Genomic DNA, 13,894 nt, shown 5'->3' with positions numbered 1-13,894 from the left:
TTTGTCTTTTATTGTATTTTTTTTAGTCTTTTTAATCATACCTTGACAAATGATTGTTAAAAGGCGTTTGTAACGTATGTAAGGTAAATTACAACCAAAGGAAAAAATATGCACCGTTACCGCAGTCATAATTGCGCTGCTCTTCGTAAATGCGATATGGGAAGGCAGGTTCGCCTTTCTGGGTGGGTTCATCGTGTCCGTGATCATGGTGGAATTCTTTTTATTGATCTACGAGATCATTTTGGAATTACACAAATTGTTGTTGATCCTAATTCACCAGCATTTACAATTATAGAAAAGGTGCGTTCTGAATGGGTCATTCGTGTAGATGGAGAAGTACGTGCTCGTGCTGATGAAGTTATTAATGCAGCTCTCCCAACGGGTGAAATTGAAATTTTTGCGAAAGAGGTTGAAATTCTTTCAAAAGCTGATGAACTTCCTTTACCAGTTTTTGGCGAGCCTGATTATCCTGAGGATATTCGACTAAAGTATCGTTTTCTTGATTTACGTCGAGAGACTATGCACAAAAATATAATGCGTCGTACTGAGATTATTGCTTCCATAAGGCGGCATATGCAAGATTGTGCTTTTACAGAATTTACTACACCAATTTTAACAGCTTCATCTCCAGAAGGAGCACGTGATTTTTTGGTTCCAAGCCGTATTCATCAGGGAAAATTTTATGCATTACCTCAGGCACCTCAACAATATAAGCAGTTGTTGATGATGTCTGGTTTTGATCGTTATTTTCAAATAGCTCCATGTTTTAGAGATGAAGATCCACGAGCAGATCGTTTACCAGGTGAGTTTTACCAATTAGATATTGAAATGAGTTTTGTTGAACAGGAAGATATTCTTGTAACTATGGAGCCAATTATACGCTCTATTTTTGAGGAATTTGCAGATGGGAAATCTGTAACGCAAAATTTTCCTCGTATTTCATATGATGAAGCAATGCAGAAGTATGGTTCAGATAAACCTGATTTGCGTAATCCAATTATTATGGAAGATGTTTCTCAGCATTTCCGGGATTCTGGTTTTAAGGTTTTCTCTCAGATTTTAGCGAGTGATCAGAATGCATGTATTTGGGCTATTCCTGCAAAAAATGGAGGTAGCCGTGCTTTTTGTGACCGCATGAATGCATGGGCTCAGGGTGAGGGACAACCAGGTCTTGGTTACATTTTTTGGCGTGAAGAAAATGGAAATTTTGAAGGAGCCGGCCCTATTGCTAAAAACATTGGTGAGCAAAGATCCGAAGCTATTCGTGTGCAACTTGGACTTGAAAGTGGTGATGCTTGTTTTTTTGTTGCAGGAGATCCAAAGAAATTTGCATCTTTTTCTGGAGCAGCACGTACACGGATAGGAGAGGAATTGGGGCTTATTGATCGAGAATGTTTTTCTTTTGCTTGGATTATTGACTTTCCATTTTTTGAATGGAATGAAGACGAAAAAAAACTTGATTTTGCGCATAATCCTTTTTCAATGCCTCAAGGTGGAAAAAATGCTCTTGATTCTCAAGATCCTCTTTCTTTGAAAGCTTTTCAGTATGATCTTGTTTGCAATGGTTATGAAATTGCATCAGGTGGAATTCGTAATCATTCACCGGAAATGATGCTTAAAGTTTTTAATCTTGCAGGCCTTTCTCAAGAGGTTGTAGAAGAGCGCTTTGGTGGTCTTTATCGTGCATTTCATTATGGTGCGCCACCACATGGCGGTATGGCAGCAGGTGTTGATCGCATCGTTATGCTTTTGCAAGGTGTAAAAAATTTACGCGAAGTTTCTTTATTTCCAATGAATCAGCAAGCGCTTGATCTTTTAATGAGTGCTCCATCCGATGTGTCTGCTGTGCAGTTAAGTGATCTAGGAATTCGAATTACCCCAACAGTTAAAAATAAGTAAGGGAGCTGAATTACACTATTTATGTATGTAACTTTGGATAAAAATATCTATAATCTAACCAACTTTTACAAACCCGTGCCCTATTAACTGCTCAACAAATAGCTCAAACGGTGAAAATGGCAGCTGAACTGGATGAAAAAGCACGTACTGATACTAGAGTAAAACAATAGACTACCTAGGAGTTTGTACCAAGTTTTCCAAAAGATTGAGGAAGCGTAGATTTTAGAGGGGAATAAAATGAAATCAAATTTACTCATTCTAATCATGACAATACTAACAGCAATAGCATTAACAGGATGCGGAGAAGAAAGGCCATACCCAAACGCAGAAAACTGTGCACCAGAAGCATTTGAAAAAGCATATAATAGTCTTCAAAGTAACAGGAATCGAGATGCTTTTAAAGCAGAATGTGATGCATTCAATGAACATCGCCGTCGGACTGAATGGAAGTTTGTACCAAGTGCTCCAAAAAATTGGCTCGACTATGATTTTGGAACAACAGACTATGATTATGAAACAACAAGTGATTAGTAAGTGATTAGTATGAGATATAAACTTACTTTAGGTCTCTTAATAACAGTTGGAACAGTAATATTTGTTGATTCAGCAATGGCGGAACAGCTTACCAGTAATGGAATAATGGATGACGTATTGAATCGTTTTCATAACGCAGCTTCTACATGGGAAGTAGTAGTTATAGCGGCAGCATCTCGGTTATTTTAGGCATTAACTACGATTTCAATGGTCTGGACATTTGGCATGATGGCTTTGTGAAAAGCCAACATTGGTGAATTTTTTGCAGAATTTGTTCGTTTCACCATGTTCATTGGTTTTTATTGGTGGCTTTTGACAAATGCCTCTATTGGCATGAACATTGCAGGCACTATAATAAAATCATTACAAACTCTAGGCGCTCAAGCAAGTAACTTACATATGAAAGCCTTTACACTATCCAGCGTTATTGATGTAGGATTTCAGATATTTCATAATACTATATTGAATGTTTCGTGGATGAGTCCATTTAGTTCATTGGGTGCTTTTTTATTGGCTGCTAGCATTTTGATTATTGTAGCATTAGTTATGATCAATCTACTTCTTGTCATGGTGTCAGCTTGGATTCTACTATATGCTGGTGTTTTTTCTCGGTTTTGGTGGAAGCCGTTGGACTTCTGATATAGCTATCAACTACTACAAAACAGTGTTGAGCATTGCTGTTCAATTCATGTCAATGATACTATTGATTGCAATTGGCCAGACTTTTCTTAATCACTATTATACACAAATAAGTAAAGGCATATCTTTGCAAGAATTGGCTGTTATATTGGTTATTTCTTTAATCTTGTTATCCTTAGTCAATAAGGTTCCTCTAATGATTTCTGGAATTATGACAGGTGCCAATTTAGGTGCAATCGGTAACACAGTGGGTGTCGGCACAGCAATAAGCGCCACTGCGGCAGCAGCCACAGGGGCAGTGATGACCGGTAAAGCGGTAGCAGGAGCTGTTTCCGAAGTAGCTGGTGGTGTGTCTGCTCTTAAAGCCGCATACCAAAAAGCAGCATCTTCTATGAATTTTAGTAATGATACGCCAAGAATTGGTGATGTACTTAAACAAAGAAAAAACAGTGATAAGGATCAGGAAGTGGCCACTATGAGCAGTTCACTATATGCCCAAGCTGCCGGTTATGCCAATATGGATAGTTCTTCAAATATTAGAGGTTTTGACACAGTGGTTCAAGCCGCTAAATTGGCCACAGGAACCACTTCAGAATTGGCCAAAGGCATTGGCTCACAAATAAAAAAAGGATTACAAGAACGAATTAAAGAGACGACAGGTGGAAAAATCGCTCAATCTATCCGTGAAAGCATGGAGCCCAAAGACAAAGAAGAGAGCCAAGAAAATCAATTCTGGGAAAATAGCTTGAGCAAAGCTGATATAAACGACGAAGTTGCAGCATTTAGCTAAAAATAAAATCAGTGAGGTCTATTTGACTAGGTTATTTTTAACTATTCAAAATAGCCAAAATTTTACATCAAATATTTTTAATTAAAGGTACATATATTTTCTATTGTTCTTATTTCATTTTTAAATTAAAAATTAGGAATATATAACATAAGGAGTTTCTTATGAAAAAATGCCTAAGAGTTATATAACTGATGCTGAACGCAAAAAATTGCAAGCAAGTGGGTTATCTCAAAATTGTATTTATATACTTGAAGCAGAAGCAGCAGAAAAAGCTAATGACGGCCAAACAAAATGGGAGTGGTTAGCAATGATTGAGTATCCAGCGCACTCTCTTTTATGTCTTAGAAAATGGCGTGGTGCACAGTTTATTCGTGATATGGGTTTTTCTACCAAGAGTGCAGATGAAGAATATGATTCAGACTGGCTAGATAAAGGCGTTGTGATAGGAGGTCACCATTTCTAATAATTTGAAGAATTTTTTTTGATAAGAGATGGATATAAAAAAGAAATAGAAAAGACATTATTATTTCAAACATTGAATAATGTGCAACTGGATTTTTCTAATAATTTACGCAGTATTGGCCGCAGTGGTGATATATTATTAATTACTGATACAGAGCGCAATTTCATTGGTGATGATTTGTTACGCTATGCTAATAGCAAATTTGAGCGGTTTTATAGAAGACTTGTTCCTTATTTTTAAAATTGCTACCTTACATTATGTCTGATGAGATGATTCGATCCTTTGATAAGGAGCATATTGAGCCAATAGAATTGCGATCTGCTTTGCAAGAACGCTATTTGGCTTATGCACTTTCTACTATTACACACCGTGCTTTGCCTGATGTACGTGATGGGTTAAAGCCTGTTCATCGACGTATTATCCATGCGATGCGCTTACTCAGACTTAATCCTGGACAAGCTTATGCTAAGTGTGCCCGGATTGTAGGTGATGTAATGGGAAAATTTCATCCTCATGGCGATGCATCTATTTATGACGCATTGGTACGTTTAGCTCAGAGCTTTTCTGTTCGCTATCCATTAATTGATGGACAGGGTAATTTTGGTAATATTGATGGAGATAATGCTGCAGCCATGCGTTATACAGAAGCACGTATGACTGAAGTGGCAATATTACTTCTTGAAGGAATTAATGAAAATGCGATTGATTTTCGTTTAACCTATAATGAAGAAGATGAAGAGCCTATCGTTTTACCAGGAGCGTTTCCTAATCTTTTAGCTAATGGTTCAGCAGGTATTGCTGTTGGTATGGCAACGTCTATTCCGCCACATAACGTTGCAGAACTTTGTGATGCCGCATTATATTTGATTGCTAATCCCCATGCAGATCATAAAGATTTAAGTCAATTTGTGCTTGGGCCTGATTTTCCAACAGGCGGTATTTTGGTTGAACCTAAAAAAAGTATTGAGGATTCTTATCGTACAGGGCGTGGATTATTTCGATTGCGTTCACGTTGGCATCAAGAAGAGGGGAATCGAGGTTCTTATATGATTGTTGTTACAGAAATTCCATATCAAGTACAAAAATCACGCCTTATTGAAAAAACAGCAGAGTTATTGCTTGCTCGGCGGTTACCGATGCTTGAAGATATTCATGATGAATCAGCAGAAGATATTCGGATTGTACTAGTTCCAAAAAATCGCACAATTGATCCAGAACTTTTGATGGAGTCACTTTTTAAGTTAACGGATTTTGAAGTGAGGTTTCCTCTTAATCTTAATGTATTAACTTTAGGAAAAGTGCCTAATGTCCTTTCTTTACGTGAGAGTTTGCAGCAGTGGCTTCAACATCGTAAAGAAGTGCTTATTCGCCGTTCAAATTATCGACTGAATGAAATTGATTGTCGATTAGAGATTCTGCAGGGGTATCTTATTGCATATTTGAATCTTAATGAGGTGATACAAATCATTCGTGAACATGATGAACCGAAAAAAGAATTGATTTTGCGCTTTAAATTAACCGAGAATCAGGCTGAATCTATTTTAAATATGCGATTGCGTTCTTTGCGTAAGCTTGAAGAATTTCAACTTCGTAAAGAGTTTGATTCTCTTAAGATTGAAAAGGAAAAATTACAGAATTTATTAAATTCCAACATCAAGCAATGGAAAGTTATTGCTGAGGAGATTACAAGAGTTCGTAAAATTTTTGGTCCTGAAACTTTCTTGGGAAAAAGGCGTACAACATTTGAAGATGCACCAAGGCATGATGAAAATGATATTCATCAAGCGATGATTGAAAAAGAACCCGTTACTATTGTTATTTCCGAAAAAGGTTGGGTGCGTGCTTTAAAGGGCCATTTGAACGATTATAAAACTCTTTCTTTCAAAGAAGGCGATGGTTTGAAGCTAGCATTTCCAGCATTCACTACAGATAAAATCATAGTGATAAGCACTGGCGGAAAGTTTTTTACTATTAGTGCCAATACTTTGCCTGGAGGAAGAGGTCATGGCGAACCAATTCGTATTTTAGTAGATATGAATAATGAGCACGATATTCTCACAGCTTTTGTACACAATGTGCAGGGCAAAAGACTTTTAATTTCATCCTATGGCAATGGCTTTATTGTTTCTGAAACTGATATTATTGCTAATACACGAAAAGGAAAGCAAGTGATGAATGTAAAATCTCTTGATAGTTTGAAGCTTTGCATTCCAGTAGAAGGCGATTACATTGCAATAGTTGGAGAAAATCGAAAAATGCTTATTTTTTCTATTGAACAAATACCAGAAATGAGTCGTGGTAAGGGTGTTCGCTTACAACGTTATAAAGATGGTGGTATTGTCGATGCCAAAACTTTTACTTTATCAGAAGGTTTGAGTTGGCAAGATACAGCTGAGCGTAGTTTTAATCGCCAGGCTAATGAACTCGTTGAGTGGATGGGAACGCGCGCGGGAACCGGGCGTTTAGTTCCGAAGGGATTTCCAAAATCAGGTAAATTTTTTAGTTAGTACGATGTAGTGTGTTTGATTGCTTGCTTATAAAAGTGTCGTAAAAAATATTAAAGATTTTATTATAGCAAAAAACTTTATTTTATTAACTAGATTGATTCAGAATTATGTTGCGTAAAAAAACGCCCATGTTCAGCCCACAAGACAAGAAGAATAGCTGTGAGACTGAGAAAGAAAAATCCTGCTGAATTAGGAATTGTTGTTTCATCAAAGCATTGTGCTATGAAAAAGCCAAGGCCTGTACCAATGGATGTTTGAAGAAAACCAGATACAGAAGACGCAGTTCCAGCGATTTTTCCTAGAGGTTCAAGGGCAAGTGTATTAAAATTAGCCATAATACCACCACATGTAAACATTAACATACAGTATAATATCATAAAGAATGGAAAAGATATAACGCCGTCTTTTAAAACTGACCCAAAAAACCAAATACATGAAATACTAGCAAACAGTAGAAGCATTGTATGAGAAATCCGTCGCATTCCAAAGTGCCCAACGAGACGAGAATTGAGGAAAGATGATACAGCTTGAAATGCAGCGCCAAGAGCAAAGGCAGCAGGAAACCACATGCCTAAATTATAGATTCCTTCATAAACTTGTTGCGATGTATTAATAGCAGTAAAAATGCAACCTAAAATAATAGAAGTTGCGAGTGTATAGCAAAGTGTTGAGCGGTTAGTAATGATAAGCCGTAAGTTATTTTTGACGGAAGAAAAAGAAAGAGATCGTGGTGTATAAAGGGTTTCAGGCAAGCGTATTTGAATCCAAATCATCAATCCAAAACCAACAATTGCCATGAATATAAAAATTAATTGCCATTGTCCAAATAACAAAATAATTTGCCCTATTGCTGGCCCAATCATTGTTGCAAGAAGAAAAATCATCATGACTATGGACATGACTTCTGCCATTTTTCGACCATCGTAGAGGTCGCGTATAATGGATATTGTGAGCACACGCATGGCTGCTCCTCCAACACCTTGCAAGATACGTAGAATAAGTAATATGTGAAAACTGGATACAAATATACATCCAATTGCTGCAAATGAGTAACAAGCAAGGCCTATAAGGGTGAGTTTATGCCGTCCATAACGATCACTTATTGGGCCAAAAAATATTTGCGTAGCACCATAGCTAATAAGATAACAAGAAATGATATAATGCTGGTCATTTTCATGAGTAGCATGCAAGCTGTTTAAAATATCAGGCATAGCGGGCAGCATGATATCAATTGCTATCGAGTTGATTGCCATAAGTGCTGCAATGAGGATAACGAATTCTTTATATCCAATTTTTTTTTTAATTGTATCTATGTGCTTTTGTTCGTCGGCAGAATATGACATATGTATCCTTAAAATAAAAAATTGCGACTGAACAATACTTAAAAGAATCCGAATAAATTAGAGATATTTACGATTTGGTAAAAGTTATGCTTCTCTCTTTCAAAAGTTCTTGTAACTCATTGTTTTGAAACATTTCTTTGACAATATCACAGCCACCAATAAATTCACCTTTAATATAGAGTTGTGGAATTGTTGGCCAATTTGAATAATCTTTTATTCCTTGACGTAATTCATTAGAAGTTAAAATATTAACTCCTTTATAATTTACCCCTAAATAGTTAAGAATTTGAACAACTTGTCCAGAAAATCCACATTGAGGAGAACTAGGGGTCCCTTTCATGAATAAAACAACTTCGTTTGTTTTAATTTCATTATCAATAAAATTATGAACAGTAGTCATTATCATTCCTCAAGATTGTGGATTTAGAAAAACACACATTTATACCCATGTCATTTTTTAATCGTATTCACAGAATGAATGCAAGAGAAAATTTTGAGATTATTTAGGAACACTTGTTTGCAGACTTAAAGCATGAAGAACGTTTCCCATATTTCCTTTAAGAGCATCATAGACCATTTTATGCTGTTGAACACGGCTTTTTCCTCGAAAATTTTCTGAAATAACTTCAGCTGCGTAATGTTCGCCATCTCCAGCAAGATCACGAATTGTTATTTTTGCATTAGGAATGCTTTCACGAATAAGGGCTTCAATTTCATCTGCACTCATTGCCATGGACATTCTCCTCGATTTGTCTATTTTTATGAGAATTAATCTATAATTAGTAGAAGTGAATATTATTTACCTTTGTCCATAAATTTTGGAAACCAATTTTCATAAGCCTGTGTAAGTTCAGTTATTGAAAGTGTGAATACATCTTTTATATCAAGTGTATCATCTTCAACTGTACCAAGCTCTATTAAGGGAATTGTATTTGTTTGTGCAAGCATTTTAAGATTATCTAGTGCATCAGGCTTGACTGCTAAAAGGTAACGTCCTTGATCTTCACCAAAAAGTTCAGCATGATGTGGTGTTTGATTACTTAATTCTACTTTGATTCCTTTATCTGCTTTAATTACCATTTCCGCAAGAGCGATGGCTAAGCCTCCATCAGAGATATCATGAGCGGCATGAACAAAACCACTATGGATAACATTACGAACAAATTCACCATGTTTTTTTTCAAGATGTAAATCGACACAAGGTGGAGCTCCTGCCTCAATATTTAAAATATTATGCATATAGACTGATTGACCTAGATGTGATCCGCAAGAACCAACTAAAACAATAATATCTTCATTCTGCATACCATTGATCGTAGCCATTTTTGACCAATCATCAAGGAGCCCAACACCAGCTATTGTTGGTGTAGGAAGAATTGCCTTTCCATTAGTTTCATTATAAAGAGAGACATTTCCTGAAACGATTGGAAAATCAAGTATTTTGCAGGCTTCACCTATACCTTTGAGTGCTAAAACAAGCTGCCCCATAATTTCAGGTTTTTCAGGATTACCAAAATTGAGATTATCTGTAGCTGCAAGTGGTATTGCACCTGTGGTACTTATATTGCGCCAGCATTCTGCAACGGCTTGCTTTCCCCCTTCATAGGGATCAGCTTCGCAATAGCGTGGTGTTACATCAGTAGAAAAAGCAAGAGCACGTTTATCATTATTGCTTACACGAATAACACCCGCGTCACCTCCTGGTCTAACAAGACTGTTCCCTTGGATCAGGGTATCATATTGTTCATAAACCCAGCGTCGTGAGCTTTGATTCGCAGAATTCAAAAGTGTAAGAAGTACGTTACCAAGATTATCAACTTTTTCAACTTCTTCTACTTTTAGAGTAGGCTTTTTTAAGGGTTCTGTCCAAGGACGATCATAGATAGGTGCTTCATTACCCAGTTCTTTGATTGGGAGGTTTGCTACTTCTTTTTCTTGATGTAGTACACGGAAACGTAAATCATCAGTAGTCTTTCCGATAACAGAGAAATGAAGTCCCCATTTGTGAAAAATTTCTGCAGCTTGTTCTTCTAATTCTGGCTTAAGTACCATAAGCATACGCTCTTGGCTTTCAGAAAGCATCATTTCATAGGCCGTCATATTATCTTCACGAACTGGTACTTGATCAAGATTAAGTTCTATACCTAGATCTCCTTTTGCTCCCATTTCCACTGCAGAAGAAGTCAGCCCTGCCGCTCCCATATCTTGAATAGCAATAACAGCTCCTAATGCCATTAATTCTAAACAAGCTTCAAGAAGGCATTTTTCAGTAAAAGGATCACCTACTTGAACAGTTGGGCGTTTTTCATCAATTGTATTATCAAATTCGGCGGAAGCCATTGTTGCTCCCCCAACACCATCACGACCCGTTTTAGCACCAAGATAAACAACGGGAAGTCCTATACCTTGCGCTTTGGAATAAAAAATAGAATCTATTTTTGCAATACCAGCTGCAAAGGCGTTAACAAGGATATTACCATTGTAGCGTTTATCAAAATTAACTTCTCCACCAACAGTGGGTACACCAAAAGCATTACTGTAACCACCAATTCCAGAAACAACACCAGAAACAAGATGACGTGTTCGAGGATGGTCAGGAGAGCCAAATCGTAATGCATTCATAGTCGCAATAGGGCGAGCACCCATCGTAAAAACATCACGCAGAATGCCCCCAACACCTGTTGCAGCACCTTGATAAGGTTCAATATAAGAAGGGTGGTTATGACTTTCCATTTTAAAAACAACGCATTCGCCATTACCAATGTCAATGACTCCTGCATTTTCTCCAGGACCTTGAATGACACATTTCCCTTTTGTTGGTAAGGTTTTGAGCCATTTTTTCGATGACTTATAAGAACAATGCTCATTCCACATAGCAGAAAAAATTCCAAGCTCTGTAAATGTTGGTTCTCTACCAATTAACTCCAAAATACGTTGATACTCATCAGTTTTTAAGCCATGGTTTGCAATTAATTCTGGTGTAATGGCAATATCATTGCAAAGAGTCATTAGTTTTCATTCCGTTAAATTAATCAAAATTAATATTTATTACTGTCTTTAATCCAGTAATCTGGATTATTAATTTTTTTATTTTTAGATCAACAACAATGTGTATATAGAATAATATATTTTATTATGATGGGTGAGGAAACATAACTGATAAAATTTACTTTATATATTTTTGTATTACTAGCTATTCTGTATAGAAAGTTAATGCGAAAATATTTGAGAATTCCAAAAAATATTTTTTTGTGATCATGATACTAATTCTAAAACACTTTGAAAAAGTAAGCGCCCATCAGTGCCACCATGTGCTGCTTCAATAAAGTTTTCAGGATGAGGCATCATACCAAGCACATTACCAACTTTATTGATAATGCCAGCTATATCATTTATTGAACCATTAGGGTTTTCACCTTTTGCATAGCGGAAAACAATCTGTTTGTTATCTTCCATTTGTTTCAATACATCATTATCAACAAAGTAATTACCATCATGATGAGCAACAGGGCAGCGAATAATTTGCCCTTTTTTATAAAGTCGAGAAAATTTCGTTTCAGCATTGGTTACTTCAAGTTTTACTTCACGGCAAACAAATTTCAATGAAGTGTTACGCATCAGAGCACCTGGCAATAATCCTGCTTCTAACAAAATTTGAAAACCGTTACATATTCCTATAATTGCTACACCCTGTTGTGCTTTTTCGCAAACAGCTCGTAATACTGGTGTTCTTGCTCCAATAGCACCACATCTTAAATAATCACCATAGGAAAAACCACCAGGAATAACAATCATATCCACATTGGGAATTGTTGTTTCTGTTTGCCAAATTTTTAATGGCTGAACACCTGTTATGTCATACAATGCTGCAATCATATCTTGATCACGATTTAATCCGGGTAATTGAATGATAGCAGTTTTCATGGCTAATTCACTTAAAGAAGTTCTATTGTATAATTTTCAATAACAGTATTCGCAAGCAATTGTTCACACATTTGTTCAAGTGTTTGTTTTGCAGATTCAATAGGCATATCATTAAGGATAATGTCAAAAACTTTCCCTTGGCGGATAGATTGAATATTTGTAAAGGCTAAGCTATTTAAGGCATTAACTATTGCTTCCCCTTGTGGATCGAGGACGCTGTTTTTTAAAGTAACTGTGACACGTGCCTTCATTTTTTTCCTATTATTTAAATAACTCTTTTTTGAAGAATAGTATTTTTGTTAAGTAAGTTGAGATTGCACTATTTTTCTTTTTATTTGACTAAAACTGGACCACTAGGTCGTGGAGGTTCATTTTCATTCATGATACCAAGACGTCTTGCAACATCTTGATAGGCATCAATAAGTCCACCCATATCACGTCGAAAACGATCTTTATCAAGTTTTTCTTTTGTTTGAATATCCCATAAGCGAGAAGAATCAGGTGAAATTTCATCTGCGAGAACAACACGCATTGTTTCGCCTGTCCATAAACGACCAAATTCCACTTTAAAATCAACTAACTGGATACCGACGCCTGCAAACAAACCAGAGAGAAAATCATTAATACGAAATGAAAGCTGCATAATATCTTCTACTTCTTGTGGGGCAGCCCACCCAAAAGCAACGATATGTTCTTCTGTTACCATTGGATCATCAAGAGCATCATTTTTATAGTAAAACTCAATGATAGATTGTGGAAGAGCTGTTCCTTCTTCTAATCCTAAACGCTTAGAAAGGGAACCTGCGACGATATTACGCACAACAACCTCTAATGGGATAATCTCAACCGCTTTAATAAGTTGTTCGCGCATATTAATGCGTTTAATAAAATGTGTTGGAATTCCTAAACGACTAAGCTGAGTGAAAATATATTCTGAAATACGGTTATTTAAGACTCCTTTGCCATCGATGATTTCATGCTTTTTTGCATTAAACGCAGTTGCATCATCTTTAAAAAATTGGATATAAGTTCCTGGTTCAGGCCCTTCGTATAGGATTTTGGCCTTTCCCTCGTAAATGCGGTGGCGACGATTCATCATATTTCTCTATTCGTTTAGAGGTGTTAAATGTTGCTATAAAGGAAAACATTATCCTAATTAGTAAGAATTCTCAATGATTGCTATGATATTTACTACAGTTTTTATTATTTAAAGTATGTAAAAGAGAGTTTATAATTGACTTAGAGTTTTGCAAAGAAGTGAGAAAGAATTATTAATCCTTCTGGCCAAGGTCCATGTCCAGAATCTGCATTAATATGACCAGACTGTCCAGCATCAACGAAAAGTGCTCCCCAATCATGAGCAAGTTTTTTTGCTACTGAAAATTGGCAAAATTCATCGTTATGGCTAGCTATAACCACTGAAGGAAAAGGTAAATTTTTACGATGATATGGACCAAATGTCATTAAATATTTGGGACGTATCTTTTCATTTTCTACATCTGGTGGAGCAACAAAGAAAGCACCACGAATTTTTTCTGGATTATGTGCAATTGCGTGAATAGCTGTTGGAACTCCTAATGAATGAGCAATAATAGCAATAGGTTTATTAGCCTGTCCAATAGCAATTTCAACAGCATTAACCCATTCTTCGCGGATAGGTTTTGACCATTGGATTTGTTGTACGCGGCGAGCCGTAGATAATTTTTGTTCCCAGCGTGTTTGCCAATGGTCAGGACCAGATCCTTTATAGCCGGGGATAATAAGAATATCGAGTTGATTTGCTTTCATGAGCTTT

14 protein-coding genes and 1 pseudogene are annotated in these 13,894 nt (G+C 36.5%); 7 read left to right on the top strand and 8 right to left on the bottom strand.

Features of this window, described 5'->3' with window-relative positions; all coding sequences use genetic code 11:
* The first annotated feature begins 108 nt into the window (after window positions 1–108).
* The 7 genes and pseudogenes from aspS (at window position 109) to parC (ending at window position 6,832) form a co-directional block, all read left to right on the top strand.
* Complete coding sequence (gene aspS, locus Bho11B_RS04625; protein ID WP_035005731.1) at window positions 109–1,899, top strand: aspartate--tRNA ligase; 1,791 nt, start codon at window positions 109–111, stop codon at window positions 1,897–1,899.
* Window positions 1,900–2,136: 237 nt separating this feature from the next.
* The gene (trbK, locus tag Bho11B_RS04620; RefSeq protein ID WP_236829073.1) at window positions 2,137–2,430 is read left to right on the top strand and encodes an entry exclusion lipoprotein TrbK; all 294 of its coding nucleotides are present in this window, start codon (window positions 2,137–2,139) and stop codon (window positions 2,428–2,430) included.
* A gap of 12 nt (window positions 2,431–2,442) precedes the next feature.
* The gene (locus Bho11B_RS07280) at window positions 2,443–2,622 is read left to right on the top strand and encodes a hypothetical protein (protein WP_235692183.1); all 180 of its coding nucleotides are present in this window, start codon (window positions 2,443–2,445) and stop codon (window positions 2,620–2,622) included.
* 96 nt (window positions 2,623–2,718) lie between these two features.
* Window positions 2,719–3,862, top strand: a pseudogene (trbL, locus tag Bho11B_RS07270) (P-type conjugative transfer protein TrbL).
* A gap of 169 nt (window positions 3,863–4,031) precedes the next feature.
* Window positions 4,032–4,325, top strand: a complete 294-nt coding sequence (locus Bho11B_RS04610; RefSeq protein WP_078673777.1) for a hypothetical protein — start codon at window positions 4,032–4,034, stop codon at window positions 4,323–4,325.
* A gap of 18 nt (window positions 4,326–4,343) precedes the next feature.
* Window positions 4,344–4,565, top strand: coding sequence for a hypothetical protein (locus Bho11B_RS04605; RefSeq protein ID WP_078673776.1), 222 nt, complete (start codon window positions 4,344–4,346; stop codon window positions 4,563–4,565).
* A 17-nt stretch (window positions 4,566–4,582) separates the two neighbouring features.
* A complete protein-coding gene (gene parC / locus Bho11B_RS04600; protein WP_078673775.1) occupies window positions 4,583–6,832 on the top strand; it encodes a DNA topoisomerase IV subunit A in 2,250 nt (749 codons plus the stop codon).
* An 89-nt stretch (window positions 6,833–6,921) separates the two neighbouring features.
* On the opposite strand, the gene Bho11B_RS04595 is transcribed toward parC, so the two are convergent.
* The 8 genes from Bho11B_RS04595 to Bho11B_RS04560 all read right to left on the bottom strand — a co-directional run bounded on the left by Bho11B_RS04595 (window position 6,922) and on the right by Bho11B_RS04560 (window position 13,887).
* Window positions 6,922–8,175 (bottom strand): multidrug effflux MFS transporter, encoded by a 1,254-nt coding sequence (locus Bho11B_RS04595; RefSeq protein ID WP_035005738.1) that lies wholly within the window; start codon window positions 8,173–8,175, stop codon window positions 6,922–6,924.
* 67 nt (window positions 8,176–8,242) lie between these two features.
* A complete protein-coding gene (gene grxD / locus Bho11B_RS04590) occupies window positions 8,243–8,575 on the bottom strand; it encodes a Grx4 family monothiol glutaredoxin (RefSeq protein WP_078673774.1) in 333 nt (110 codons plus the stop codon).
* Between the two features lie 99 nt (window positions 8,576–8,674).
* Window positions 8,675–8,908 carry a BolA/IbaG family iron-sulfur metabolism protein gene (locus Bho11B_RS04585; protein WP_035005741.1) on the bottom strand — a complete coding sequence of 78 codons (234 nt, stop codon included), beginning with the start codon at window positions 8,906–8,908 and terminating at the stop codon, window positions 8,675–8,677.
* A 62-nt stretch (window positions 8,909–8,970) separates the two neighbouring features.
* Entirely contained in the window at window positions 8,971–11,184 is a 2,214-nt protein-coding gene (purL, locus tag Bho11B_RS04580) for a phosphoribosylformylglycinamidine synthase subunit PurL (protein WP_035005742.1), read from the bottom strand.
* Window positions 11,185–11,430: 246 nt separating this feature from the next.
* Window positions 11,431–12,099, bottom strand: coding sequence for a phosphoribosylformylglycinamidine synthase subunit PurQ (gene purQ / locus Bho11B_RS04575; protein ID WP_078673773.1), 669 nt, complete (start codon window positions 12,097–12,099; stop codon window positions 11,431–11,433).
* A gap of 11 nt (window positions 12,100–12,110) precedes the next feature.
* Window positions 12,111–12,350 carry a phosphoribosylformylglycinamidine synthase subunit PurS gene (gene purS / locus Bho11B_RS04570; RefSeq protein ID WP_035005745.1) on the bottom strand — a complete coding sequence of 80 codons (240 nt, stop codon included), beginning with the start codon at window positions 12,348–12,350 and terminating at the stop codon, window positions 12,111–12,113.
* 80 nt (window positions 12,351–12,430) lie between these two features.
* Window positions 12,431–13,195, bottom strand: a complete 765-nt coding sequence (purC, locus tag Bho11B_RS04565; RefSeq protein ID WP_078673772.1) for a phosphoribosylaminoimidazolesuccinocarboxamide synthase — start codon at window positions 13,193–13,195, stop codon at window positions 12,431–12,433.
* A 143-nt stretch (window positions 13,196–13,338) separates the two neighbouring features.
* Window positions 13,339–13,887 (bottom strand): alpha/beta hydrolase, encoded by a 549-nt coding sequence (locus Bho11B_RS04560; protein ID WP_078673771.1) that lies wholly within the window; start codon window positions 13,885–13,887, stop codon window positions 13,339–13,341.
* Window positions 13,888–13,894 lie beyond the last annotated feature (7 nt).

It is taken from the genome of Bartonella sp. 11B (genome assembly GCF_002022625.1).
Classification (GTDB): Bacteria; Pseudomonadota; Alphaproteobacteria; order Rhizobiales; family Rhizobiaceae; genus Bartonella; species Bartonella rochalimae.
Note: the sequence above shows the minus strand (reverse complement) of the source record. Positions and strands in the feature narration are given on the sequence as shown.